The 25344-nt window shown below is 44.4% G+C and carries 22 protein-coding genes and 1 pseudogene; 12 read left to right on the top strand and 11 right to left on the bottom strand.

What is annotated here, in order from left to right; translation table 11 throughout:
- Positions 1 to 57: 57 nt before the first annotated feature.
- Together U0358_RS12110 and U0358_RS12105 are read right to left on the bottom strand one after the other, a co-directional pair.
- Positions 58 to 534 carry a Dps family protein gene (locus U0358_RS12110; RefSeq protein ID WP_011235578.1) on the bottom strand — a complete coding sequence of 159 codons (477 nt, stop codon included), beginning with the start codon at positions 532 to 534 and terminating at the stop codon, positions 58 to 60.
- Between the two features lie 146 nt (positions 535 to 680).
- Positions 681 to 1604, bottom strand: coding sequence for an oxygen-dependent tRNA uridine(34) hydroxylase TrhO (locus tag U0358_RS12105; protein WP_322406431.1), 924 nt, complete (start codon positions 1602 to 1604; stop codon positions 681 to 683).
- A gap of 145 nt (positions 1605 to 1749) precedes the next feature.
- Between U0358_RS12105 and U0358_RS12100 the strand changes: the two genes are divergently transcribed.
- A complete protein-coding gene (locus U0358_RS12100) occupies positions 1750 to 2508 on the top strand; it encodes a sulfite exporter TauE/SafE family protein (protein ID WP_322406430.1) in 759 nt (252 codons plus the stop codon).
- Here the strand turns inward: U0358_RS12100 and U0358_RS12095 are convergent.
- On the bottom strand, positions 2437 to 3471 hold the full coding sequence (locus U0358_RS12095; RefSeq protein ID WP_322406429.1) for a CNNM domain-containing protein: 1035 nt from the start codon (positions 3469 to 3471) through the stop codon (positions 2437 to 2439). The genes U0358_RS12100 and U0358_RS12095 overlap by 72 nt on opposite strands.
- 15 nt (positions 3472 to 3486) lie before the next feature.
- The gene (locus U0358_RS12090) at positions 3487 to 4071 is read right to left on the bottom strand and encodes a YqaA family protein (RefSeq protein WP_322406428.1); all 585 of its coding nucleotides are present in this window, start codon (positions 4069 to 4071) and stop codon (positions 3487 to 3489) included.
- Positions 4072 to 4204: 133 nt separating this feature from the next.
- On the opposite strand from U0358_RS12090, the gene hemH reads away from it, so the two are divergent.
- From hemH to U0358_RS12070, 4 genes are read left to right on the top strand one after another with little or no spacing between them, the layout of a single operon-like run.
- Positions 4205 to 5299 carry a ferrochelatase gene (hemH, locus tag U0358_RS12085; RefSeq protein ID WP_322406427.1) on the top strand — a complete coding sequence of 365 codons (1095 nt, stop codon included), beginning with the start codon at positions 4205 to 4207 and terminating at the stop codon, positions 5297 to 5299.
- Between the two features lie 11 nt (positions 5300 to 5310).
- Positions 5311 to 5814: a retropepsin-like aspartic protease family protein gene (locus tag U0358_RS12080; RefSeq protein ID WP_317497600.1), complete on the top strand. Its 504-nt coding sequence runs from the start codon at positions 5311 to 5313 to the stop codon at positions 5812 to 5814.
- Between the two features lie 23 nt (positions 5815 to 5837).
- Positions 5838 to 6341, top strand: a complete 504-nt coding sequence (locus tag U0358_RS12075; protein WP_322406425.1) for a hypothetical protein — start codon at positions 5838 to 5840, stop codon at positions 6339 to 6341.
- Between the two features lie 27 nt (positions 6342 to 6368).
- Entirely contained in the window at positions 6369 to 8666 is a 2298-nt protein-coding gene (locus tag U0358_RS12070; protein ID WP_322406424.1) for an EAL domain-containing protein, read from the top strand.
- Positions 8667 to 8671: 5 nt separating this feature from the next.
- Here the strand turns inward: U0358_RS12070 and U0358_RS12065 are convergent, their stop codons facing one another.
- Positions 8672 to 9301, bottom strand: a complete 630-nt coding sequence (locus tag U0358_RS12065) for a peroxiredoxin (RefSeq protein WP_322406423.1) — start codon at positions 9299 to 9301, stop codon at positions 8672 to 8674.
- Positions 9302 to 9450: 149 nt separating this feature from the next.
- On the opposite strand from U0358_RS12065, the gene U0358_RS12060 reads away from it, so the two are divergent.
- The 4 genes and pseudogenes from U0358_RS12060 to gdhA all read left to right on the top strand — a co-directional run bounded on the left by U0358_RS12060 (position 9451) and on the right by gdhA (position 14177).
- The gene (locus U0358_RS12060) at positions 9451 to 11124 is read left to right on the top strand and encodes a GGDEF domain-containing protein (protein ID WP_322406422.1); all 1674 of its coding nucleotides are present in this window, start codon (positions 9451 to 9453) and stop codon (positions 11122 to 11124) included.
- Positions 11121 to 11563, top strand: a pseudogene (locus U0358_RS12055) (YaiI/YqxD family protein). The gene U0358_RS12060 and the pseudogene U0358_RS12055 overlap by 4 nt, the downstream one beginning before the upstream one ends.
- A gap of 2 nt (positions 11564 to 11565) precedes the next feature.
- On the top strand, positions 11566 to 12762 hold the full coding sequence (locus tag U0358_RS12050) for a GGDEF domain-containing protein (RefSeq protein ID WP_317497594.1): 1197 nt from the start codon (positions 11566 to 11568) through the stop codon (positions 12760 to 12762).
- 62 nt (positions 12763 to 12824) lie between these two features.
- A complete protein-coding gene (gdhA, locus tag U0358_RS12045) occupies positions 12825 to 14177 on the top strand; it encodes an NADP-specific glutamate dehydrogenase (RefSeq protein ID WP_317497593.1) in 1353 nt (450 codons plus the stop codon).
- 49 nt (positions 14178 to 14226) lie between these two features.
- Here gdhA and U0358_RS12040 read toward each other — a convergent pair whose 3' ends face one another.
- Positions 14227 to 17103: an insulinase family protein gene (locus tag U0358_RS12040; RefSeq protein WP_322406421.1), complete on the bottom strand. Its 2877-nt coding sequence runs from the start codon at positions 17101 to 17103 to the stop codon at positions 14227 to 14229.
- Between the two features lie 138 nt (positions 17104 to 17241).
- Between U0358_RS12040 and U0358_RS12035 the strand changes: the two genes are divergently transcribed.
- A complete protein-coding gene (locus U0358_RS12035; RefSeq protein ID WP_322406420.1) occupies positions 17242 to 17916 on the top strand; it encodes a hypothetical protein in 675 nt (224 codons plus the stop codon).
- Positions 17917 to 17935: 19 nt separating this feature from the next.
- Here U0358_RS12035 and U0358_RS12030 read toward each other — a convergent pair whose 3' ends face one another.
- A complete protein-coding gene (locus tag U0358_RS12030) occupies positions 17936 to 19132 on the bottom strand; it encodes a pirin family protein (protein ID WP_322406419.1) in 1197 nt (398 codons plus the stop codon).
- Positions 19133 to 19298: 166 nt separating this feature from the next.
- Here U0358_RS12030 and U0358_RS12025 point away from each other — a divergent pair, with 166 nt between their 5' ends.
- Positions 19299 to 20648, top strand: coding sequence for a hypothetical protein (locus U0358_RS12025; protein ID WP_322406418.1), 1350 nt, complete (start codon positions 19299 to 19301; stop codon positions 20646 to 20648).
- Positions 20649 to 20709: 61 nt separating this feature from the next.
- On the opposite strand, the gene U0358_RS12020 is transcribed toward U0358_RS12025, so the two are convergent.
- Positions 20710 to 21129, bottom strand: coding sequence for a DUF3307 domain-containing protein (locus tag U0358_RS12020; RefSeq protein WP_322406417.1), 420 nt, complete (start codon positions 21127 to 21129; stop codon positions 20710 to 20712).
- Positions 21122 to 21763, bottom strand: coding sequence for a hypothetical protein (locus U0358_RS12015; RefSeq protein WP_322406416.1), 642 nt, complete (start codon positions 21761 to 21763; stop codon positions 21122 to 21124). The genes U0358_RS12020 and U0358_RS12015 overlap by 8 nt, the downstream gene beginning before the upstream one ends.
- A gap of 362 nt (positions 21764 to 22125) precedes the next feature.
- Here U0358_RS12015 and U0358_RS12010 point away from each other — a divergent pair, with 362 nt between their 5' ends.
- Positions 22126 to 22650, top strand: a complete 525-nt coding sequence (locus U0358_RS12010; RefSeq protein WP_322406415.1) for a Pycsar system effector family protein — start codon at positions 22126 to 22128, stop codon at positions 22648 to 22650.
- A 419-nt stretch (positions 22651 to 23069) separates the two neighbouring features.
- On the opposite strand, the gene U0358_RS12005 is transcribed toward U0358_RS12010, so the two are convergent.
- Complete coding sequence (locus U0358_RS12005; protein ID WP_322406414.1) at positions 23070 to 23780, bottom strand: cold-shock protein; 711 nt, start codon at positions 23778 to 23780, stop codon at positions 23070 to 23072.
- Between the two features lie 87 nt (positions 23781 to 23867).
- Entirely contained in the window at positions 23868 to 25220 is a 1353-nt protein-coding gene (gene gorA / locus U0358_RS12000; RefSeq protein WP_322406413.1) for a glutathione-disulfide reductase, read from the bottom strand.
- Positions 25221 to 25344 lie beyond the last annotated feature (124 nt).

Genomic DNA, 25344 nt, shown 5'->3' with positions numbered 1-25344 from the left:
CTGACACAAAAACGCCCCAAATACCGGGGCGTTTTTCAACGTTACTTTTCGGGACAATTAATTGCCCATGTAAGACGTCAGCATCCAGGCTGTTTTTTCCTGCTCTTTGATGTAGTCGCTCATCAGTGCATTGGTACCTTCATCTCCAGCTTCGTCAGAAATTTCGAGAATTTCACGCTGTAGACGGATGGTCGTCTGATAGCTATCCAAAATATTAGCTACACAGGCTCTGCCGTCATGTACGTCTTTAACTTCTTCAATTTCGCTGTTCTTGATGTAGGTCGAGTAAGCATGCTGAGGGCGCTGACCCAAGGTTAAAATACGTTCCGCAATCTCATCAATTTTCAGCAGCAAATCGTCGTAGGTTTCTTCGAATTTAGCGTGCAGTTCAAAAAAACGCTCGCCTTTGATGTTCCAGTGAAAACCACGAACATTCATGTAAAAAACTTGGTAATTTGAAAGTAGCTCATTGAGCTTGTCGCCGAGTTGTTCGGCTTTCTTCTGGTCTAAACCAATAACGCTTAATTGTTTCATAAAACCCTCCTTTATCATCGTTATATCCTAACCATAGTTGAATCATAGGGTTAAAGAAAGCGATGAAAATCGATAACGCTGACAGTTAAATTGAATAACTGTCAGCTTATGCTTACATAAACAATGTGGGGGCGCTGTGAGTTAAATCAACTCAGGCTTTCAAGTTTACCGTCGCGGATGTGCTTTTCACCGCGGGCTTTAGCCAATTGAATTTGACGCTCACGCTCAGCAAATCGTTCTTTTTGTTCGGACGAGGTTTTGTCGTAGCAATGCGGACAGCTGACACCTTTTTGGTAATGTTCTGACTGCATTTCTTCCGTGGTAATGGGCGTGCGGCAAGCATAACACTGGTCGTAGTCACCCTGTTCGAGGCCATGCTTAACCGTAACTCGCTGGTCAAACACAAAGCATTCACCATTCCAGCGGCTGTTGTCTTCCGGCATCATCTCCAGATATTTAAGAATTCCGCCTTTTAAATGGTAAACCTCATCAAAGCCTTGCTCTTTTAAATAAGCAGTCGATTTTTCGCAGCGAATACCGCCGGTGCAGAACATCGCCACTTTCTTATGTTTTTCCGGGTCCAGGTGTTGCTTAACGTATTCGGGGAACTCACGAAATGTGTCGGTTTTAGGGTTAATGGCACCTTCAAAGGTTCCAACCGCGTATTCGTATTCGTTACGGGTGTCTATCACCAGCACTTCCGGGTCGGTTATCAGGTCGTTCCATTTTTCCGGGTCTACATAAGTGCCGACCGAGCTTTTAGGATCAACCCAGTCAACGCCAAGGGTGACAATTTCTTTTTTCAGTTTGACCTTGGTGCGGTAAAACGCTTGCTCGTCACTGGGGGATTCTTTGTGTTCAATGTCAGCAAAACGTTCGTCGGAACGTAAGTAACTCAACACGTTGTCAATAGCTGCTCGGGTACCGCAAATAGTGCCGTTAATACCTTCACGGGCTAACAGCAGGGTGCCTTTTACATCGTTTGCAATAAGCGTTTGATACAGAGGTTCGCGGAGCTCTTTATAGTCATTTAACTCAACAAATTTATACAATGCCGCACAAATATACATATCATGTTACCTTTTTCAGCGGTCCGAAACGTAAATCCGGAGCCTTTATTTAAATCGCCGTAGCAATTCGCGTAAAAATCGCGCGGAGTATACCGTTTTGATCCCGATCAGCGCAAATCAGGGACTCAGGGAGCAGTAAGAAAGCATGATTAACGAAGCCTTGTTTTATGGCCTGGTACTTTTATCAGCCGCAACCTCGTTATTAACAGCCGTGGCCGGCGCAGGCGGAGGCGCGGTACTGATTGGTGTGATGGCTTTGGTGTTACCTGGTAGTGCGGTTATTCCGGTACATGGACTGGTGCAAATGGGGTCTAATGTGGGCCGAACCGTGTTGGCCTGGAAACACATTCATTGGCCAACCGTTGGCTGGTTTGTGCCTTTTGGTTTATTAGGCACTTTTATTGGCAGCTTATTATTGGTTCAGCTTCCGACACATTTTCTGCAAGTTACCATCGCATTGTTTTTAATGTGGCTAACCTGGGGGCCTAAGTTGCCACAGAGCTTTCGCGGTCGGTCTGGCTTGGTCGGTGGTGGCCTGGTTACCGGCTTTATTTCTCTTTTTGTTGGTGCTTCAGGGCCTCTGGTTGCCGCTTTTGTAAAAGCTCGATTTAGCCAGCGAATGCAAACGGTCGCGACTTTTTCCGCTGTAATGGCCATGCAACACGCGCCCAAAGCGCTGGTGTTCGGCATGGCTGGATTTGTCTTTCGGGACTGGTTACCGCTGGTATTAGCAATGATAGCGGCAGGCTTTGCCGGCACCTGGGTTGGCCTGCACTGGCTAAAAAAAATTACTGACCAGCGCTTTAACCAACTGTTTCGCTTAATCATTACCTTACTGGCTTTGCGTTTGATTTGGGTCGCGCTTGAGCCGTTTGTCCCAGCGTTGACGAGCATAACGTCGTAAACTCGCTATGTTATCGGTTTCATCCATAATGGGGGTACCCAGTATGGTTTCGATAATATCTTCCAGGGTAATGAGTCCCAGCCAGCTGCCGTGTTCGTCGTACACTAATGCCATATGCTGACGCTCTTTGAGCAGATGACTCATTAAAGCCTCGACACTGACAGTTTCTGTAACTACCTCAACTGATCGTACAATGTCTTTCAGCGTATCTGATTCGTCAGCATCAAGGACGTCACTGCGAAAAACGATACCTTGTGGCTCCTCGTCATTATCAATAACCGGGTATCGGGAAAAAGGTAATTCTCTTATTCTTTCACCGACTTCCGCCATACTTAAATCTGGTCGAATAGATTCACACACAGTACGGGGGGTCATAACTTCACGTACCCGAATTTCATGTAAGTCGAGAATGTTCAGAATGACTCGGCGCTCGTCATCATCCAGTGCGTTTTCCTCGTGGCCTATAGTAGCCATGGCTTTAATTTCAGAGCGAACGTCAATGTCTGCTTCTCCGCTGCCAATACGTTTGGTGATTTGATCGGAAAGCCAGATAAACGGCTTCAGGGATAAAATCATAAAGTTAAGTATTGGGGGAAGCGAAGGTGCAATGGGTCGCCAGAACTTGGCACCAATCGTTTTAGGTATGATTTCCGAAAGTACCAGAATAAGCAGAGTCATAACGGCTGAAGCGACACCCAGGTAGCCGTCGCCGAAAACAACTCCAACCTGAGCGCCAACACCCGCTGCGCCTGCTGTATGGGCTATTGTGTTGAGTGTTAATATTGCTGCAAGGGGCTTATCGATAGAGTCTTTTAGCTTGCGTAACTGCCTATGGGTTTTAGGCTTGGTCTCTTTCAGCTGCGCAACGTAACTGGGCGTAACAGATAGAATAGCGGCTTCTAAAACTGAGCAAATAAATGAAACGCCAATAGCGATAATGGCAAAAAGAATGAGTAGAAACATTGGTACCTTAAATACTTAAAAAAGCTGCATTAGTAATAACACAGTTCCCGCGACGATGAGGATAGACCAACCGACACGACCTGCGTATTTACCCCATAGACGTTCAGTATAAGGCCCTAACCATAAAACGATAAGTGCTAATGCATAATAACGTAAAGCCCGCGCTGCACCTGCGGCCAAAAGAAATAACCAGAGCGGGTAGTCGCCAGCGCCTGCGGCCAGCATGGCCACTTGGAAAGGAACAGGAGTAACACCTACCAGAAAAATAGCAATAAAACCGTCTTCGCTCAGAGTTTCCTGGAATTCTTTATAATAATCCTGAAGGGAAAAGTAGTTGATGAACCATTCGCCAGCGGTATCAAATAAGGCAAAGCCAATGTAATAACCACCAATAGCCCCGGCTAAAAATCCCGCTAAAGCAACGGTCGAAACCAGCCATATGCGTTTGCGCTCGAGTACCATGTACGGTATTAAAATTAACTCTAAGGCTATGGGAAGCACAGTTGCTTCCAGAGCAGAGAGAAAAAATAGGAGTATCAATGCATGGGGGGAGCTCGCCAGTTTCTGGTACCATTGCTGCGTCTTCGAATTTTTTGTCATTGGCGCGTCAACATAGTGTTTTCGATAGCATCCATCGGTTGAGTGAAGCGTGATTTTTTTGCAAATAGGGATCAAAGCCGTTAAAACTTACGTAAATTTTGCACTTAATCGTGTTATTAAAAGGTAACTTAAAATGAAATATCAAGGAAGCCCTGGCTTTTCTCATGGTCAAGCGGACAAAATTGGTGTCTTGGTCACTAATCTGGGAACTCCCCAGGCCCCAACAAAAAAAGCACTCAAGCCTTATCTAAAAGAGTTTTTATCCGACCCTCGAGTGGTTGAAGTGCCGCGCTTACTTTGGTTCTTAATTTTGAACGGGGTTATTTTGCGCTTTCGACCTAAGCGCTCAGCCGAGGCTTATAAGACCGTCTGGACTGACCGCGGCTCACCTTTGTTATTTCATACGCAAGACCAGGCATCGGCTATTGAAGCAAAACTGAAGCAAACCTGGGGTGACAACATTGTGGTGGATTTTGCCATGCGCTACGGGAACCCGGCTCTTGGCGATGTCGTTGAGAAAATGATGCAAAAAGGCGTTCGAAAACTGTTGGTATTGCCTTTGTATCCGCAATATTCGGCATCGACTACGGCTTCAACCTTTGATGCGCTGGCCAAAGACTTTACCAAACGCCGCTGGTTACCTGAACTTCGTTTTATTACCCACTATCACGATTTTTCACCTTTTATTGAGGCAGCCGCGCAGCGTATCGAACGACACTGGGATGCTCATGGGCGCGCTGATAAGTTGCTGTTCTCTTACCACGGCATTCCATTGCGCTACCTGAAAAACGGTGACCCTTACCACTGCGAATGCTACAAAACATCGCGCTTACTGGCAGAACGATTGGGGCTTGGAAAGGACGAGTACCTGACGACGTTTCAGTCACGTTTTGGCCGCGAAGAATGGTTGCAGCCCTACACCGATATGACGATGAAAGCGCTTCCCGGTAAAGGAGTAAAATCGGTTCAGGTTTTTTGTCCGGGGTTTTCTTCTGACTGCTTAGAAACCGTAGAGGAAATTGGTGAAGAAAACCGTGAATACTTTATGGAAAGTGGCGGCGAGCGGTACGAATACATTTCAGCTCTGAATGCTGAGAGCGGGCATATTGATGCGTTAAGCCAACTGATTGAAAATAATTTGCAAGGCTGGTCAGTTGAAGAAGTAACTGAACAGCGGCAGCAACGAGCCGATCAGGTAAAAAAGCAAAGTTTGCCCTATGATGATTAAAGGAGATTAACTTGGCGCGTACGACTTCATTCGGCAAGCCTTTTATGTTTATTGCCTGGGGGCTGGCCCTCGTTATGTTGGTCTGGTTTTTTGAAGATCAGTTGCAGCAACAGTTTAATCCGAACTCTCAGGTGCAAAGCCACGTCGATAACGGGCAGGTCACCGTTGTGCTGGAGCAAAACCGTATGGGTCACTATGTGGCTCAGGGCAAAGTGAATGGTCAGCCTGTGACCTTTTTGCTAGATACCGGAGCGACACTGGTTGCTGTTCCTGAAAACTTGGCCAAAAAACTGGGCTTGCGTAAAGGCCGCCAAGGTATGTCTCAAACAGCGAACGGACGTGTTATAACTTATAGAACAGAAATTGACAGATTAGAACTGGGTGAAATTCAGCTAACAAATGTTGCGGCGTCTATCACTCCCGGAATGGACGGCGATGTCATACTTTTGGGCATGAGTGCGTTGAAGGAATTTGAGTTAACGCAAAAAGGCGATACTCTTACATTACGTTATTAAATAAAACAAAACAGGAACGATGTATGTACAAAACATTACTAGGGGCAACCTTATTGTTGGTAGCCGGCAGTGTTAATGCACAACAAAAAGCGTTACAGCACTGTGCAGGGATTGAAGACTCGCTGGAACGACTGGTATGTTATGACAATATTGCTAAGCAGTCTCAGGGTGAGTCGAAGCAAGCAGAAGGAAAAGCCAGAGGAAAAACGCAGGCTGAAAAACAAAAGTCCAAGGCGGGGCACCGTGGTAAGTCTTCTTTAGAGCGAACTTTTGGTATGGAGCATAAAGAAAAAGAGGAAGGCCAGCTTGACCGAATTGAGGTTGAAGTTGCATCGACAGAACAGGGGCCTTATGACAAGTGGCGTATTGAACTTAGCAATGGCCAGATGTGGAAACAGACCGATAGCGGTGGTTATTTTCCCTGGAATGACGATGATACATATTATATTGAACGCGGCGCATTAAATTCATTTTTCTTTGGTCGTGAAGGTTCAAATCGCCGTATGCGAGTGCAGCGGGTTAAATAAAACAAGCGATAAATATGCAGCGAATCAATGCAGGGTAGCGTATTAGAATTTAGCCTTCTGGCAACAGGTATAGTCCTTATCCTGATTACCGCGACAGTTTTTGTCGTAGTGATCGGTAAAAGAGCGGAAAAAAGATATCAAGGCACAAATTATTTAATTCAGTCGCATTATGAGGCGTTTAATTCTTTAGCCCGGCATCGGGATATTGAAAAGCGTTTGCAGGGTATCTGCCAGCTTATTGAGTCTCAAATTGATGGTGCCATGTGTTCCATTATGGTAGCCGATAAAAAAAGACAAACCTTATCAACCGCTGCTTCGATTTCCCTACCCAAATCCTATAATCGCGCCTTAGATGGCTTAGCTATAGCCGACGGTGTTGGTGCCTGTGGTACAGCGGCATCGCTCGGTGAACCCGTACTCATTGCTGATATGAGAAAGGATGAACGTTTCAGTAAATTTAGATCGTTAATTGACCAGCAAGGTCTAGTCGCGTGCTGGTCTCATCCTATTTTCTCTATTATTAATAGTGACGTCATCGGAACCTTCGCTGTTTATTTTTCAGAACCCAGGATCCCGCTGGGGCCTGAGCTGGAAGTTATTGTCCGCAACCGTGATCTGGTGGCTCTTATTATTGAGCAGGAGGAGCAAAGAAGGAAGCAAGCTCGTTTTGAGCAGAGTCAACGCTCACTATTTACTCACAACCCTGATGCTGTATTTATGCTCGATTCAGATGGTAATTTCACGAGTGTCAACCGCGCAGTTTGTGAGCTTTTATCGCTTAAAGAAGAGGAACTGCTGGGTAAACATTACGAACTGGCAGTATCTGAGTGTGATCGAAAACGAACATCAGAGCATTTTGAAGCAGCTAAAGCTGGTATTCCACAGTCCTACGAAATAAAAGCAAAAGACCAGGCAGGGCAGCTTCATAACTTAGCAATAACCAATATTCCTATTATTACCAATGGCCAGATAAATGGCGTGCATGGTATTGCTAAGGACATTACTGAACGAATTCAGCGTGAAGAGGCTTTAGAATTTCTTAGCTCTCACGACAGCTTAACGCGCCTAGTAAACCGAAGCGCAATGGAGCAGCGACTACAGCAGTTACAGGAAACTAAGAGCGAAACGGCAATATTCGTCATCTTTATTGATTTAGATGGTTTCAAGCCTATAAATGATAGCCTGGGACACCAGCTTGGCGACGAGGTTTTAATTGAGACGGCACAACGCCTGCAGCAGGTAATTTTGGAACCCAACTTACTTTGCCGTTTTGGTGGTGATGAGTTTGTTGCCATTATTCAGAATATGAATGCGTTTGAGCGAGTGAATGCGTTATGCGCTGAAGTTTTAGCGGTACTTGAACAGCCCTTTCGCATTGGTGAAGTTGAAGTTTCATTGTCTGCAGCAATTGGTGTAGCAGCAAATGATATTGAGTTTAAACATCCTATGGAGCTTACCCAACGGGCCGACATAGCGATGTACGAAGCGAAAAAGCGCGGAGGGAACTCGATTTACTGGTATTCAGCCAACCTTGATGAAGACTTGGGCTACAAAGTGGCGTTGCGCACCAAAATTCAGGAGGCGCTTGCGCAAGAGCAGTTTGAACTGTTTTATCAACCCATTATGACCGACAAAGGTAAAGTTGCCGGAGCTGAAGCACTGATTCGCTGGCAACATCCAACTAAAGGCTATGTTTCCCCTGCCGATTTTATTCCGGTTTCTGAGCGCACAGGGCAAATCATTCCAATAAGCGAATGGGTTCTAAAACAAGCTTGTCACGACCTGCAACAGCTGAAGCGGTGCGGCATAAAATCTGTTTCGGTTAATTTTTCGCCTATCCAGTTTTATCGTGAAGACTTTGTCAGTAAAACGAAAGCGATACTTGAGAAGTTTGATATAAAACCCGGCGAGCTCACCGTCGAAATAACAGAAAACGTATTAGTTAACGACACACAGCGTATTGCTGACTTACTTCAACAGTTACGAGATATGGGACTAGACGTGGCTATTGATGATTTTGGCAGCGGCTTCGCAAGCTTGCGTTATCTGAATATGCTGCCGGTGAATAAGCTCAAAATTGATCGCAGCTTTATTGAAAATATTCATGAAAACTCGCATAACGCCGCTATTACCTGCGGAATTTTGAATATGGTCGCGGATATAGGCATTGACACTGTGGCTGAAGGTGTAGAGAAGGAAGAAGAGTGTGCTTATTTAGTAGAACATGGCTGCCACTTTATGCAGGGGTTCTTATTCAGTAAGCCGAAGCCGCTGGGCGAACTGCTGCAATGGGCAGAACGCCAGCAATCTTTTGAAAATGAATAGTAGATTCATTTAATATCGGTCAGCCGCAAATACGGGCGTAAGGTTTTCCAGCCCTGTGGAAACTTCTCTTTTGCGTCTTCATCGCTGACCGTCGGGCGAATAATGACAGAGTCTCCTGGCAGCCAGTCAGCCGGGCAGGCCACTTCGTCACGGTCAGTCGTTTGCAGAGCATCAATAACGCGTAAAATCTCATTGAAATTACGGCCTACAGTCATGGGATAAGTCATTATTAAACGAACTTTTTGATTCGGATCGATAATAAAAACAGAGCGTACTGTAGCCGTGGCACTTTCCTTTGGATGGATCATGTCGTAAAGCTGCGCTACTTCTAAATCTTTGTCGGCAACGATAGGGAACTCAAGTACAGTACTCTGAGTGTCGTTAACATCATTAATCCAGCCTTTGTGAGCTTCTACGGTATCGGTCGATAACCCTAAAGGTTTCACGTTGCGTTTTTCAAACTCTGGGGCAAGCTGTGCTGTGCGGCCCATTTCTGTGGTGCATACCGGTGTATAATCTGCCGGGTGACTAAAGAAAAATACCCACGAGCCTTTTGCCCAGTCATGAAAATCTATCGAACCCTGTGTGGTATCGATGGTAAAATTTGGTGCGGTATCGCCAATACGTAATGTCATATAAAGCCTCCTCGATTTAGTTACTGAGTATTATAGTGCTTATTCGAGTTTTACGAAGAACAAGCTTCTTCTAATTTAGAATGTTTAGATATATGGTATTGGCATGAGGCCTAAGGGTCAGGCTAACTAGTAGTTATAGTGAACACATTATGAGCGAACACACACAATTCGAAGCTATGAGCGAAGCACAAAAGCTGCGAGCAATGATAGAAGCGACTCAGGCTGGTTCCTGGGAGTGGAATGTTCAGACCGGCGAAATGAAATGCAATGAGCGCTGGGCTGACATGCTCGGGTATACGCTGGAGGAGCTTCAACCATTGACCTTGGCGACTTGGTTGTCACTTGCGAACAGAGAAGATTCAGAATTGTCGAATCGAATTCTGGAGGCGCACTTTAATGGCAGGCGATCTTACTATGAATGTGAAGTACGTCTGCGCCATAAATCCGGACGCTGGGTTTGGGTTCGGGATTATGGAAAGTTAATAACGCGAACTAGAGAGGGGAAGCCAGAGTGGGTTGTTGGTACGCATATCGATATTACTTCAATAGTTCAGCTACAACAAAAATTTGAGACGATTTCAGCCCTTTTACCCGGTGTTGTGTACCAGTATCAAATGAACAACGATGGCAGTAGCTGGTTTCCCTTTGCGACTAAAGGCATAGAGTCTATTTATGGTGTTCGACCAAAAGACGTGGAAGATGACGCGAGTCCGGTTTTTGAAGTCATTCACGAAGACGACTTTGATCACGTTGTCAGAACCATTAATGAGTCAAAACGCTATATGTCCCGCTGGGTCTGTGAATATAGAGTAAAACTTGCTGGAACAGAGCGTTGGGTTTTTGGTCATGCGGAACCTTCTTTATTGCCAGATGGTGCGACGCTTTGGACCGGAATGATTATCGATATAACGGAACGAAAGAGATTAGAAATAGAACTTGAAGAAAGCCGTTTTAACTTGAATAGAGCACAGAAAATTGCTCGCATGGGTCACTGGGAGGCAAATCAAGAAACCGGAGAGCTTTATTGGTCTGATATGGTTTATGAAATTTTGGGGCTTGATCCAAAAACGACGAAACCCAGCATAAATGGTTTTAGGGAACTGGTTCCCGAGGAAGACTTAGCTTTATTAGAAGCAAGCGAAAAGGCTGCAGAAAGTACAGGTGTTCATGATGTGCAGCATAGAATGCGCCACGCTTCAGGCAAATATATATGGGTTCATGAGTTGGCTGAGTTAAAAAAAGACGGAGTAACACTTATTGGTACGGTCAGAGACATTACTAAAGAAAAAGAACTAGAGAATAAGCTGCTTAAGCAGTCGAAAACTGACCCCTTAACTGAAGCTTATAACCGCCGGCATTTTGATGAGCGTCTTAGGCAAGAAATTGAGCGAAGCCAGCGTAATAAGCTACCGTTAAGCTTGATATCATTCGACCTTGACCACTTTAAACGTGTAAACGACAGTTTCGGGCATTCAGCAGGAGATGATGTTTTGATATCAGTCGTTAATACAGTAAAAAGCAGATTACGTATGAACGATATTTTTGCCCGAATAGGTGGCGAAGAGTTTGCCATAATATTACCCGATACTCCGGAAGACGATGCTCAGATGTTAGCCGAGACGTTACGAGCGGCAATACAAGCATTGGTAACTAAAACAGAAAGCGAATCGATTATGGTAACAGTGACGGTGGGAGTAACCAGTACCTACTTCGAAAATGAATCTGCAGAAACTTTGCTCCGCCGAGCAGATAAAGCTTTATATAAAGGGAAGCAAACCGGAAGAAATCGAGTTTGTGTTTTTAAACCGGAAGCCGAAGCATGATTTTATTTATTGATGCCGATGCCTGCCCTGTGGCAATACGGGAAATTCTTTTTCGTGCGGCACAGCGTAAACAGCTGCACCTCTACTTAGTGGCTAATCAACGCATTCAAACACCTAAATCTAAATTTATTCATATGGTGCAGGTAGGCAGCGGTTTTGATGTAGCGGACCATGAAATAGTCCGGCGCTGTGAAGCAGGCGACTTAATCATCACCAGTGATATTCCGCTGGCGTCTGAAGTGATAGACAAAGGCGCTAAAGCATTAAGCCCCCGGGGGAGCTCTTCACCCCCGACAATATTCGCCAGCGTCTGAACATAAGAGATTTTATGGACACCATGCGCAGTAGTGGTATCCAGTCTGGTGGTCCACCGCCGCTGTCGAATGTGGATCGCAAAAATTTTGCGGATCATTTAGACCGTTTATTAGCCGGGAGTTGAACTTGACCTTTTTTGCGGCGTTACCGGCAATTATCTGGGCTGTGGTCGTTTGGTTTGTTCCTGAGTTATTGACGTCTGTCTCGTTTTCAGTCCCCGGAACGGTCTCAGCCGCATTAGGGGCAGTGTTTTTGGTTGCCGCTTTTTTTCGGCAATGGCAATGGTTTTATTGGTGCGCCTGGGTTGGTGGTATTTACGCAACGGTTCAGCTCGGTTTACAGCAACCACTGGCGCAAAAAGACGTTTCCCAACTGTACGATGCCCTGCCTGTGTGGCTATCGATTAGTGCCTTGCTCCTGACCTTCCTGAAAAAACCAGTACTACTCACTGGAAAAGGCATACTGATATTTGTTGCGTTGGCAATACTGCCTTTATCGCTATTGCTGGCGCCTGTTGCTCAGGCTTTCGCGTTATTGAGCCCCGTGGAGATTTTGACGTTACCTGACTGGCAACAAAGTTCGTTTGCTATTGGGCTACTTATTTGGACAGTCGCCATGGGGGGAGTCTGGGCAACTTACTTGCTTTATAAAAGTGCCTCCGCTTTTGCCTGGAGTCATTGGGCGGCCTGGCTTTCTCTTATGGTCTTTTTGTTGGCCGTGCAGTACCAGCAAGCCTCCACCTGGGCCGCTTTGGCAGCCAGCGCAGGCTTATTGCTGGCGTTGGCCGACCAAATGTTGAAGCTGGCCTACATTGATGAACTAACCGGGTTGCCGCAACGGCGTGCGTTGATGAGTCAGTTGCAACACTTACGCAAACGCAGTGCCGTTTGTATGCTCGACGTTGACTATTTCAAAAAGTTTAATGACCGCTACGGGCACGAGGTTGGTGATCAGGTGCTTCGGCTGTTAGGCCGTATTTTAAAAGAACACGGGGGGTTTAAGGCTTACCGCTATGGCGGAGAGGAATTTACCTTAGTGTTTTTCCACAACGATGAAGAAAAGTTGAAAAGTACGCTGGAAAGCGTTCGTAGCCAGGTTGCTAATTACCCGCTTAAATTGAGAGAGCCTTCGCGGCCGGAGAGTAAGACAAAAGGCAAAGAAGCGCGAGGGAAAAAAGAGCAAAGTAAAACCGTCAAAGTCACTATCAGTTTAGGTGCGACTTTAAAGGAACCTGATGATACTGCGGATAGCATTTTGAAACGTGCAGATGAGAACCTTTATTCTGCGAAAAAGGCTGGGCGTAATAGAGCGGTACTGAAATAGAAGCGATCTAAAACCAACGACATACGTTAATAGTTATATTGTTTTAAATCGTGGGCACGTTAATGAGCTATATAAAAGAAACCATCGAAAAGCTAAAGCAGACCAGTCCGGCGCAAGTCGAGTTCTATCAAGCGGTAGAGGATGTACTTGAATCGATAGAACCTTTACTGGAAGAACGTCCTAAATATCGGGAGCACTCTATTATTGAGCGGCTGCTTGAGCCTGAGCGACAAATCATGTTTCGTGTCCCCTGGATGGACGATGACGGTAAAATTCAGGTCAATAAAGGCTACAGAATAGAGTTTAACTCGGCTTTGGGGCCTTATAAAGGCGGGCTGCGTTTTCACCCAAGTGTTAATGCCGGTATTGTTAAGTTTCTTGGTTTCGAGCAAATATTTAAGAATGCTCTGACCGGTTTACCCATTGGCGGTGGCAAAGGTGGCGCCAACTTCGATCCTAAAGGCAAGTCGGACGCGGAGATTATGCGTTTCTGCCAGTCGTTTATGAGTGAACTGTATCGCCACATTGGTCCTCATACCGATGTTCCTGCGGGAGATATCGGTGTGGGCTCAAGGGAAATTGGCTATCTGTTTGGTCAATATAAACGCCTGGCCAACCGTTTTGACGGTGTTTTAACCGGCAAAAGTAAATTATGGGGTGGCTCGCAAGTTAGAAAAGAGGCGACAGGATATGGGGCTGTCTATTTTGCGCAATGCATGATGGATGACCAGGATGACTCGCTGGACGGAAAGCGTTGTTTGGTTTCTGGTTCAGGTAACGTTGCTATTTATGCTATGGAAAAGCTTTATGAGCTAGGGGCCACGCCTGTTAGTTGCAGTGACTCCAGTGGAGCTATCTATCACGAGCAGGGCATTGATTTAGATTTGGTTAAACGGATAAAAGAAGAACAGGGCGGGCGACTCAAAGAGTATCTTGAAACTCACGATAATGCGGAATATACGGCCAAAGACGATTACCCCGACGAAGGTCATAGCGTTTGGCGATACAAAGCCGATATTGCTTTTCCTTGTGCGACTCAAAATGAATTGACGGAAAAAGACGCGCAGACGCTTCTGGAAAACGGTTGTAAGTACATAGTGGAAGGTGCAAATATGCCTACCACCCAGGCTGCAGTCGATCTTTTCATTGAAAGTGGCGTGGGTTATGGTCCGGGCAAAGCATCAAACGCGGGCGGTGTTGCCACGAGCCAGTTAGAGATGGCTCAGAATGCCAGCATGTTGTGCTGGGACTTTGAAGAAGTGGATGAAAAGCTTAAGGATATTATGCTGAGCATTTACCAAGATGCAAAACGTACCGCCGAAGAGTTCGGGCACCCTAATAACTTAGTTCTTGGAGCAAACATTGCCGGGTTCCGCAAGGTAGCCGATGCCATGTTGGAACAAGGTGTGGTTTGATTGTTGAAATTTGAGCAACCTCAATAGTGAGGTTGCTCAATACTAGGCGTTACTGCTGCTTTTCCATCTCTTGGTGAAACTCTGCCAAATCGGAAATAACTTTCTGGTTTGGCAATTCCGCGTAGGGTTGTTCAGCAAACTTGGTACCACGCAGTTGCACCGAAATACGCGCGGCGTCCGGGTTTAACATGGTTTGCTGGTAAAACGCTTTGGCGTCCTCAAGGCTTACGTTCTCAACGGCATCAATTAACTGCTCTTTGCTGTTGAATTCAAAGCGCTGCAAGCTCAAATCAGCCAGGAATGGAGACACCTCTTCCATTAAGTTTTTAGGCTTTTCGTTCAATGTAATCAAGGTACTCTGTTTGATTTGATTGAACTCTTCTGGCGTCATTGCCTGTAAGTCTTCCCAATATTCTTCTTTGAAGCTATCAAAGCGTTCCTGCATATCGGCAACGCTTTTAACCGGCGTCTGAATATACAGACCAAAACCTGCGTAATTATCCAGGCTCGGTGCGAATGAGCCCACAGCATAGGCCAGTTGCTCTTCTGTACGCAGGGTATCAAAGGCTACGGTACGGAAGTGACTTTGCAGAACCGTTCCTGCCGCTAACGCGGCAAAGCCTGGCTGAGGGTGAATGTGCGCATCGACCACCGCTACGTCAGCAACGTCCAGGTCACGACGTAATACAATGGATTTTCCGGTGTCAGGCTTCCAGAATTTAGCCATTTTAAAGTCAGTAACCTTACGGTCTTCGGGTAAACTGGCCTGAATGTTTTTAACCGACTCCTCCAGATCACCTCGGTCATAATTACCAAAGGCAAATACGCGTATCGCATTATTACCGAGTAAGGTATTCATAAAGTCAGACAAGTCTGCCGGAGTTAATTCTTTAGCTGTTTCAATTAAGTCCGTTTGATTAAAGCCTCCCTCACGAATCAACTGCCCGTAGGCGTCAAAACTTTGGTAAATAGGAAATTGCTGGCCTTTGTTCTGCAGTTCTCTGATATAGCGATCAACAGCCTGTTTAAAGGCTTGCTTTTCTACGTTGAAGCTCAAATTATCGATAGCTCGTTCAAGCAACTGAGGCTGCTTATCGGTAAAGCCGGACACCGTTAGTGACAGGCCGGTGCCATCATTAAGGTTCAGGTTCATACCCGCAATATTCGCCTCGGTGTCCAGAGCGCTAACATTCATATTGTATAAATCGCGCCATAAAGCAGTTAAAACGTCCGCTTTTATACTTTTAATAGGTGCGTCGTTGTTTATTTGAATATAAAACACACCGCGCGGCTGGTCGCTGTATAACTGACTTGGATATTGCCAGACCTGCATGCCTTTCTCTTCGATAACTACTTTGGGTTTATCAAAAGCGTCGTTCTGCTTAATGGCAAAACTCTCTGGCAACAGGGTATTCACTTTCGGCAGGTTAATGGCCATTTTCGGTTCGTTATCCCAGCTCGCGATTTCTTCTTGCGGTATGTCAACAACCTTGTATTTGCCTTCATAGAAATCAAGCTCGCTGTCGTGCGGTTCGTCCTGACTAATATACCAAACACGCAATCTTTCCGGTGTTAGTTGTGACAGTACCGAGCGGATGGCTTCAGGATCAAATTCACGGTACTCATAGGGGGCGCTGATAGCATATTCGGCAGGGAAATTCTGCATTGTTTCAGCCAGAGAAGAAACGTAGCTGAACTCATCGCTTTTTTCTAAGAAGCGAAAACGGTTATTCAGGCTAGTTTTTATTTCTTTAAAGTAACTTTCATCAACGCCCTCAGCGCGAACTTTATCGATGTACTGCATAATAAGCGCGACAATCTCTTCACGCTGTTTCATGCCGGCATTAGTTAGCTCAACATCAATGGCCAGAACACCGTAGTTCCCGTAAAAAGTGGGTTGTGCCGATGCATTTAAGCTAGCAATAAGGCCTGCGTCTTTTAGTTGTTGTGCTGGCGTTCCTGGCATTTCTGAACCAAGCAAGTAACTGACATAACGGTTGGGTTTAACCGCAAACTGCTCCTGGTTATCATCAATAATGAATTCCAGTTTTAGCTGCTTAACGTCTTCATTTGGCACGTAGTGAATACGCTTCTTGCCAACGTCGTCGAAGTTAATTTGAGCCGCGACTTCAGGCTCTTCAATACCGTCGTCTTCAATGCTGGCAAAGTGTTTGCGAGCTAAGGTTTCCATCTCTTCTAACGAGCGGTTGCTTATCATGGCAACTTTCATAATGTTGGCAGAGTAGAAACGGTTGTAAAAATCGACGGTTTCTTTATGCAGCTCGCTGTTCTCTTTGTCACTCAGGCTGTCGAGGTTGCCAATAAGGAAACGGTTGGAAGGGTGTTCACCCAACAATAAGCGGCCTAATTTAAACTGCCCAAAAAAGTCCATTTCACGGCGCATTGACCACTCTGCGTTCACTGCATTGCGCTCTTTGTCTGCATACTCAGGGTATAGTTTGGGCGCTTTAAAGAAGTCAGAAAATCGGTCTAAAGCTTCATCATAGGCGCTGTTATTAATTTTAAACATGTAGTTGGTGACATCCAGCCAGGTCGAGGCATTCTGACTACCACCGTTATTACTCATAAACTCGCTGTATTCGTTGGTATCGGGATACTTTTCGGTTCCCAGAAACAACATGTGCTCCAGATAATGTGCCAGCCCCTGTTGAGCTTCCGGGTCCTGCAGTAAACCAACGCCAACACTTAAAGCGGCAGCCGACTTATCTGTATTCGGATCAGAAACCAACATAATTTCAATATTATTGTCCAAAGTCACGACGCGATACTGGCGCTCATCGTTTGGGCTTTTAATGACTTCGCCGGCAACGGCGTTTTGTGAGGTGCTGGTTTCGGTAACTGGCTGACTGCAGCCTGCGGCTATAAGAGCAGAACTAATAGCACTTGCGAGTAATAACTTTTTCATAAGAATATCCCTTAAAAAATGACCACAATATAATAACGGGGACTACCCTTCTTGTTGAGGGTAATCTTTAATTATTTGTTGACTAATATGTAACAGATTGTGAGAGTTAAAGCATACTTTTGGTACAGGGATGTTAAAATGAAAGCAATTAATATAATAGCGGTGCTTTTTTTATTAGTTAGTTGCAGTTCACCCACCGTCTTTCTCACAACAGAGCAGTTGCCACAGAAAGAGCGTCAGGAATTAATTTCTGCATTGTCTGAAAATGGGTTCAAAGTCAAAGCAACTTCAGGCGTGACTGTTCCGGAAGAGTTTCCGGATGTGGTTGTGGCGACAAATCCGGCTAATGAAAATAGTGAGTTTTTCGCCAAACTCGAGCAAGTTATTCAGCAACAAAACTTTGAACCTGTAGCTTATCAAAAATTTTATCAGCAGAAGCACTATTATAAAGGGCGTAACGTTGGACTCTATGTTCGGGGTAATGCGCCTGGATTAAAGCTTCCACAGGTTCTTCGCGGCAATCATCAAACCTGTAATAACCAGCGTATGATTCTTGAATTTAAGAATAATAAACGGGTACATATTGACGTAGAAAGAGAAGAAATAACCTCGTACAAAGGAAGCTATCAGTCCATATTACCTGACACCATTCATGCTAACTTCGAGAGTCTGGACGGCCCCGTAACACTGAGGCTTTCTAAAGTGTCTGTAGAAACCTATGCGGGAATGAAATCTGCAGACAAAATAGTTGTCACTAAAAGCAGTAATAAAGTATTACCTGAAAATTGTGAGTTTATGATCATTCACTATTAGATCCGATAACGAGCAGAGGTTATTTTTCTGCAGTACATTCAGTGTAGACTTCAGAATAAGGCTGGTCGAAACAACGAATGAACTTATCAACAATATTCAAGTTTGGCGGCCATTGTATTTCAATAGGGTTTCCGTCTGCATCTGTCGGATTAAAACCTTCGGGTTTAGGAACTTCGGCCAGTTTTTCCCTTTGATTTTTTAGCTTTTCTCTATCTGACTGTAAAAAGGCGATAGTGGCGTCGACGTAATAGTTCCAGCCAGACATGTCTTTTTCGGGCGACTTGCGCGCTTGCTTCATTAAGCTAATAGCGCGTTGATACTGACCGACTTCGGCTCTAAGCTGCCCCTCATGCCAGACAAAGGTTCTCATTCTTGCCTGCTCTATTAGTTCTTTATTAGAGGACACAAAATTCCAGTTAATAAATCGGTTGCCCAATGTATTACCGCCAATAATGACAATATGTGATGGTTCCTGAGCTGTAATAACGGGTTGCTCTTCAGTTTTTAATACAACCAATGTTCTTGCCGCTAGTTCTTTACCTTCTGAATTTAAGCGACCAGAAACGATATAAACAGCCAACTCTTCTGTTGTCGGTAACGTCAGTTCTTGGCCAGAATCCAACTTGGCTTCTAGGTACAAAGTTTCAGACAAGGTAGGTACAGGTGACTTTACGCCATAAGCTTCACCTATCATGACGCGAACCGAACCCCCATTCACCTTAGCCGACGGAATATCGGTTGACGGAATATGATAAAAGGCCGGCTCTGTCTGTTCGTACTGTTCAGGCAAAGCTAACCAGAGTTGCAAGCCATGAAGTCTGTGTTCACGGGCGGTAATTTCCGGGCGCTCTCTTTCTGAGTGCGTAACGCCTTTGCCTGCGACCATCAGGTTGATATCGCCGGGCGTAATTATCTGATAACTGCCAATGGAGTCCCGGTGCAGCATTTCGCCATCGAATAAGTAAGTGACAGTGGATAACCCAATATGCGGGTGTGGTGCGACATTGACACCTTCTCCCTGTGGGAAGTCGGCTGGGCCCATTTCATCAAAGAAAATCCACGGTCCGACCATACGCTTTTGGCGAGTGGGTAATGCGCGGTGGACATAAAAGCCGCCTAAGTCGCTGTCACGAGGTTCAATAATAACTTCTATTGCAGATGACGGTTGTTCGTGCGAGTCACAACCTTGTTCAGCATTGTTAAGAATATTGCTCATGGAATACTGGCTGCCTTCAGAGTTATCTAAGTTCGTTTGTTATCTTTTTTAAAGATTACCGCAAAGTGCCGGGGGCGCAAGGAAGAAATCCTCAAATTTTTGCTCAATATTTGCTCGTTACCGCCGATGGTTATAGTAAGTATCTCATACTAGAAAGAGACTAAAGGTGAAAATATCAATAACAAATCACTATCCATCCTTAATCAAGCCGGCACCCTCTAAGCAGCCGATAACGGTGCTACAGAGTCATGTGTCGGAGCCTCTGGATACCCAGCCTGAAAATACCCAGGGCGTCTTCCTCAGTGAGCTAGATAAACTCTATTTTAATTTTAATAAATGGCTGGAAGAGCCAATACAATCAGAATTCTCGGCGGAGAAAATAGAAAAACTAAAAGATTTGTACTCAAAAATGTCTGAGGAAGATTTTATCCGGCTGGGTAGGCTAGGTATTACATCGAACGATGATTTCTTGTCTATGGTTGAAACCCTGGACAAGGAACAACTTTCGCAGTTAACCGATATATTTTCTGGGTTGTCGGCTTCTGCAAACATGCTTTTTACCCATGTTAATGAATTTAATCCCTCCAGAACATACGAAGAAAAAGTAGAACAATTTATTGAAGTGCTATCAGACACTCAGCGAATTGCCCGGGATCAACTGATTGAAAAGGCGGCTGAATATGATGAAAAAATCAGTATCCACAAAGCTGAGCGTGAGAACAATGATACCTATGAATCTTTAGGAGGATATTTCGACGTTAAATCGAGTGCGAATGATTTACAGAACTTTGTTTCGACCGTAATAGATACCAAATCGCCCGCTGATTTTGTTAACAAGCTCGATCAGTACAGTCGGGAACAGCAAAGTAGCTTGTTAAATGTACTTGGAATGAGCCGGATTGAAGGTGAGCAACTGCTTGACGGTCTTCTGGATAAAAGTGATGAGGCCAGAACGAGCATATTGTCTTTTATTGGTAAAGTAGCACTTAAAACAAACCCTTTCTTTGAAATGAGCGCTTTTGGTGATTCGGAACATGTAGTGAGTATCAGCAAAGGGTTTGGCGATAACCTATTCGAGACAACGAAAAAAATGCTTGAGAATATGGGGGAATTGCTGACAACCTATAATTTCAGTGACGAACAGCTCGTAGAAATGGGTGACCAACTTAACGACCTAAATAGAAAGGAACAAATCGGCTACCTGGAAGCTGCGGTCATCGGCCTCGATAATCTATTAGGTATACAAACGAGCAGCACCAATGAACTTATAGACATGGAATCAGAGCCACAGGCGATGAATAAACTGCAGTCCGTTTTAAGCAATAAAGATGCTTTGCAGGCTGTTTATGAAGCCCGTGAGGGTGAGGACCGGAGAAGCGGACGTTCCTACGTTCCGAAAACCAAATGGGAATACCTGGAAGACTTAGAGAAAGTGGTGTCATCTTATATTCCGCCGGCAGAGTCTGACGAAAACGTTCGGGATCCTTGGGAATATGCCTTTGGCGCTAAATTTTAAGGCGTTTGGCATAAAGTAAAAGTACGTTACTTAACTCTGATAAAGGAGATAGTTATGCAGGTCAATGCATTGAATCATACGTATGCAGGTCAACTTCTGAATTCAAACAACCAGAGACGATATAAACAGTTAACTTAGCAATGACTGGGTAATTAAGCCTATGATCAAAACAATGGCGAGGCTGGTGACGGTTCCAAGCAATACATATTCGTGTTTGCTCTCTTCTTTGAATCGCGACCATGAAATGAGCGCCTCCGATCACTAAACTTGCCCATATCAGAGCGACCTCAAAGCTTGAGGTAAACATCAGAACAATAAGAGCCAGAACTGCGTGAGACGCTGCGAGCCTTAGGTTTGCCAGTATTGAGGCTTTAGCTCCTTTATAGGACTTACTTCTTATACTGCGACCGGTTTGTAAATAGAAGTCACCGACAACATGAGCCAAAATTAACAGAGCCAGTATGACAGAATGATCAATCATGATTTAGTTCATCATGGACCAGTGTCTCAAAATAGTGAATTGAGTCAGCAACAAGCCGATATTCACTGCCATTAAGTATTTTTGTCGTATTAGCGCGACTTTTGTTGAGCTTATTTGCCAGCTCGGCGTGTGTTTGTGAGTCATCCAGTAAGTAAGAGTAGAGTGCTTGAGATTGCATTGAGGTTAATGAGCTAATGTGAGTGTCGAGTAACTTCACAACAATAGGAATATGGCGGTTCAGAAGTTTGTTTTCCGAGCTGAAAACGAGGCGATGTGACTTCATTTCATCAAGGTGTTTACCCGATAAGATAAAGGCTTGCCCGATAGAAGTTTTAACATCCTCTCTTAGATCTTTTACGTTGCCAATAGAGATACTCTGGCGCACGTCGATTTTATAAATATTAGATTTGAGCTTAAGGCGAATCAATATGGCTGCTTTTAAAGCTGCCCAAGGACAAAAAAAAGTGATTTGAAAAGAGTCGCCCCGGTAGATGTCGAAAGTAGCCTTGTCACTTGCTTCAAAGGATTTCAGCTCGTTTTTAAGCTGTTTTAGTAGCTCATCATAACGCGCAGAACTCAAACTTCGGGAGTCAACAATGTCGCCGGTGATAACTGCTATAACATGCTTCTTCATATGAGTGCCAATTAATTAAAAGGTGATCTATTGTAGTTACATATAGACGATATTCCAGCTTTCTATGAAGAGCAAAGCATTTGGGTCTGACACTACAAATCTATACATTCTTGAAAAAATTGGAAGTTTCTTTTTGGTTTAACTAAGACTAGAGATTGAAGAAAAATCTTCGCAAGAAAAATGTATTTCATGAAGATAGCCGGTTCAATAAGACTAGTAGAATCTTGTGTGTGTAAACTCCTATACAAACAGAGGAGATACTGATTTTCGGAACCGATTTTCTAACCAAGTGTTTCGGATTTGATTATTTAACCTAACAGTCTAAAGTGTAGAGAATATATTTGAGTGAGGGGAGAAAAAAATTGACAGAAAAATTGGAATTCTTGTTCGATGTTTTAAAAAGATATGATCATTATGTTGCAACAACAAACTTCAAAGTTGCTTTAATGATGTCATTTCTCGGTGTAGTTATTTTGGGGTTGATAACTCGAATTGCGTCTATCTCTCTGAATCAGACAGGGTGTAACTATATTTACTTTCTGACTGTTACTTTTTCAGTGTTAACAATTATTTTATCAATAATTTCAGCGATAAACCTTTTGCGAGTTGTTTTTCCAAATACAGATACGCACGATGGAGAAAAGTCGTTAATTTTTTTCGGAGATGTTGCTACTTGTGGCGGCGGTGAAACTGGGTACGCAGAAAAAATTAAAGGTGTTACCGATGACGAGCTTGTCGAAGATTTATCTAAGCAAACATATATAGTTGCGAAAATAATTAATGAAAAATTTAGAGTGTTGAAAATAGCAGTTAAAATGATAATTTATGGGGTAATCCCTCTTTTCACTATTTCTTTACTTTTTCTCGTATTAGAGGGGACTAAATAAAAATGAGTAACTTTGAGAGAATTTTTTAAGAGTTATATGAGTCTGTCAAAAGTCGATCTACCTCAATGGATATAAATAAGTCGGGTTCTGCCTTGATTTTAAGCACACATTTAAAACTAGGTATAATGTGTCCATCAGAATTCTTGTTGTATAGTCAGAACAGACGAGTCGTTTGGTCACAGAATAAGTTATAGGTTTATTTGCAGAGGCGTATCTTGAATGTCGAGAGTGGAAGTTCTGCGGCTTATCTTTTTTACCATTGCTAAGATTTCTTCTGTGCTCTGCCAATCAGTTCATGTGTATCCCAATGTATTCGTTGAAGGTGTTGTGAATATTGAAAAACTAGCTCTAGTCCCTTGGGTAAGGAGAACTCGAATAAACCTAAAATGCCATTGAACACTAATCATTAGGCTCAATTATTAAGTAATTCCAGTCGAGATAAAGAGCATGATAATTATGAAGAATACGATCCCAAAAATAATAGCTCCTGTCTGAGATACTTTTTCTGAGGTCATATCTGCGGAGTCGTATATAGAGCGCCCCATTTTCGTTTCGTATTCACTTTTGAATTGCTCTAAAGTGTTTTCCATCGCTAAAGCTTGGGCTTCTAAGTCGGCTTTACTAAAATTACCCTGAAGATCTTTCTTAGCTATTAAGCACGCTTGGGCCGTTATCCGGTGAACATGATAAATATAGTTGTTGTGGTCAGACTTTTTTTGATCCTTTTGCCGTTGTTTACAAAGAAGTGCATTTGCTCCGAGCTTTAAAGCAAATTGACGAGCATCGGTCTCGGCTTCTTCAATAGTTTTAAACCACTGGGAAACGATCGGCAGTCGAGCAAAGACAATTTTGTTCTCGATTGATTCTTTACTGCTTTCGAATAATCTATATTCTTTTTTATATAGGCGTAGAGTAGATGATTCTATCAAGGGCTTGATATTTATAGCCTCTAATCCCTTATAGGTTACCTTGATCTCGAACTCTAGCGGTTGGCCTACTTTTAAAGAGTTGAATCGTGCTTTTCCTAATGCACTTTCGTGAAAAAAAACATCGGCTCCAAAACCTGTTTCAATAAAACCATAGCCACTTACTGGCTTTAGCGACTTTACAACGCCTTCCTTGCGACTCATCAGATATCCATTAGGTTATTTTTAAATAAACTTAGCCGCAAAAAGCGACTAAGTTGGTAGTCTATTTTCTGTCAATGCTTTTTACAATTAGCGTAGCGTAACAAACTCCTCAGCACTGGTCGGATGCAACGCAACCGTAGAATCTAAATCCGCTTTAGTAGCCCCCATTTTGAGAGCAACAGCAAAGCCTTGTAAGATTTCATCCATACCTTCGCCAATACCGTGAATGCCGACAACCTTCTCTTCTTTGCCCTGGCATACCAGCTTGAAATAGCTAAGGGCGCGGTGTGGGGTAACGGCGTTGTACATGGCCGCAAACGATGATTTGTACACGGTAATATTGTCTTCACCGAATTTCAGTTTAGCGTCTTCCTCGCTCAGACCAACGGTACCAATAGTCGGGTGGCTGAACACAACGGTCGGAATGTTTTCAAAGTCCATATGTGCGTTTGGCATGTTGTTAAACAAGCGCTCCGCCAGTAAGCGTCCTGCCTTGATAGCAACCGGTGTTAGTGCTGCGGCACCCGTATTATCGCCTACAGCGTAAATACCTTGTACGTTGGTATTCTGGAATTTATCGACGTTGATATAACCGTCGTTGTCCAGTTCTACGCCGGTGCATTCCAGGTTGATTTTGTCGGTGGATGGCACGCGGCCTATCGCCCAGACTAAACAATCGACGCCGTCCATTGTCTGACCACCTTCAAAGTGCAAAGTTAATGTACCGTCGTCTTGCTTAACCACTTCGCGAACGGTGGTTTCGGTGTGAAGTTCAGGACCGTCCTGTTTCATGCGCTCCAGCAAACCATCGGTAATATCTTTATCAAAGGTGCGTAATGGACGGTCGCGACGCACCATTAAATGAGTGTCAGTGCCGAGGGCATGGAAGACACCGGCAATTTCAACGGCGATATAACCGGCGCCGATAACTGCCGCCTTCTTAGGTTGTTCAGTCAGAGCAAAGAAGCCGTCGGAGTCGATACCATGTTCAGCACCCGGAATTTCGGGGATCATGGGGCGTCCACCGGTGGCAATGGTAATATGGTCAGCGGTAATTTTCTCGCCGTTAACTTCTACTGTTTTGTGGTCAACGAATTTAGCAAAGCCTTCTATAAACTCGACGCCATTGCCCTGAAAGCCGCGATGGTAACCACCATGGATGCGCTCAATATAAGCTTCGCGGTTTTTAACCATAGTCGCCCAGTCAAAACCTTTCTGTTCAAGCTCAAAGCCGTATGACGGCGAGTATTTTATGGCTTCAGCAATATGAGCGCCGTACCACATGACTTTCTTGGGAACACAGCCCACGTTTACGCAGGTGCCGCCAACGGCTTTTGCTTCAATAACTGCGGCTTTTGCGCCACGTATCGCTGCGCGGTTGGCTGAGGCTATGCCGCCGCTACCTGCGCCTATCGCAAGATAGTCATAATGTCTGGTCATATTGCTTAACTCCTGTACTTAATTCAAAAACTGCGGATATCTTGAATAAAAACCCCGTATCTTGCAAATAAAGACACGGGGTTGTCATGCTTTTTATACCGATAGCGGTAATCGAAAGATCAGT

It is taken from the genome of Idiomarina sp. PL1-037, assembly GCF_034422975.1.
Classification (GTDB): Bacteria; Pseudomonadota; Gammaproteobacteria; order Enterobacterales; family Alteromonadaceae; genus Idiomarina.
Note: the sequence above shows the minus strand (reverse complement) of the source record. Positions and strands in the feature narration are given on the sequence as shown.

What these genes read in the sequence shown, in the direction of transcription:
- U0358_RS12110 (WP_011235578.1), bottom strand. Translation starts at nt 534, where the DNA reads ATGAAACAATTAAGCGTTATTGGTTTAGACCAGAAGAAAGCCGAACAA.
- U0358_RS12105 (WP_322406431.1), bottom strand. Translation starts at nt 1,604, where the DNA reads ATGTATATTTGTGCGGCATTGTATAAATTTGTTGAGTTAAATGACTAT.
- U0358_RS12100 (WP_322406430.1), top strand. Translation starts at nt 1,750, where the DNA reads ATGATTAACGAAGCCTTGTTTTATGGCCTGGTACTTTTATCAGCCGCA.
- U0358_RS12095 (WP_322406429.1), bottom strand. Translation starts at nt 3,471, where the DNA reads ATGTTTCTACTCATTCTTTTTGCCATTATCGCTATTGGCGTTTCATTT.
- U0358_RS12090 (WP_322406428.1), bottom strand. Translation starts at nt 4,071, where the DNA reads ATGACAAAAAATTCGAAGACGCAGCAATGGTACCAGAAACTGGCGAGC.
- hemH (WP_322406427.1), top strand. Translation starts at nt 4,205, where the DNA reads ATGAAATATCAAGGAAGCCCTGGCTTTTCTCATGGTCAAGCGGACAAA.
- U0358_RS12075 (WP_322406425.1), top strand. Translation starts at nt 5,838, where the DNA reads ATGTACAAAACATTACTAGGGGCAACCTTATTGTTGGTAGCCGGCAGT.
- U0358_RS12070 (WP_322406424.1), top strand. Translation starts at nt 6,369, where the DNA reads ATGCAGGGTAGCGTATTAGAATTTAGCCTTCTGGCAACAGGTATAGTC.
- U0358_RS12065 (WP_322406423.1), bottom strand. Translation starts at nt 9,301, where the DNA reads ATGACATTACGTATTGGCGATACCGCACCAAATTTTACCATCGATACC.
- U0358_RS12060 (WP_322406422.1), top strand. Translation starts at nt 9,451, where the DNA reads ATGAGCGAACACACACAATTCGAAGCTATGAGCGAAGCACAAAAGCTG.
- gdhA (WP_317497593.1), top strand. Translation starts at nt 12,825, where the DNA reads ATGAGCTATATAAAAGAAACCATCGAAAAGCTAAAGCAGACCAGTCCG.
- U0358_RS12040 (WP_322406421.1), bottom strand. Translation starts at nt 17,103, where the DNA reads ATGAAAAAGTTATTACTCGCAAGTGCTATTAGTTCTGCTCTTATAGCC.
- U0358_RS12035 (WP_322406420.1), top strand. Translation starts at nt 17,242, where the DNA reads ATGAAAGCAATTAATATAATAGCGGTGCTTTTTTTATTAGTTAGTTGC.
- U0358_RS12030 (WP_322406419.1), bottom strand. Translation starts at nt 19,132, where the DNA reads ATGAGCAATATTCTTAACAATGCTGAACAAGGTTGTGACTCGCACGAA.
- U0358_RS12020 (WP_322406417.1), bottom strand. Translation starts at nt 21,129, where the DNA reads ATGATTGATCATTCTGTCATACTGGCTCTGTTAATTTTGGCTCATGTT.
- U0358_RS12015 (WP_322406416.1), bottom strand. Translation starts at nt 21,763, where the DNA reads ATGAAGAAGCATGTTATAGCAGTTATCACCGGCGACATTGTTGACTCC.
- U0358_RS12005 (WP_322406414.1), bottom strand. Translation starts at nt 23,780, where the DNA reads ATGAGTCGCAAGGAAGGCGTTGTAAAGTCGCTAAAGCCAGTAAGTGGC.
- gorA (WP_322406413.1), bottom strand. Translation starts at nt 25,220, where the DNA reads ATGACCAGACATTATGACTATCTTGCGATAGGCGCAGGTAGCGGCGGC.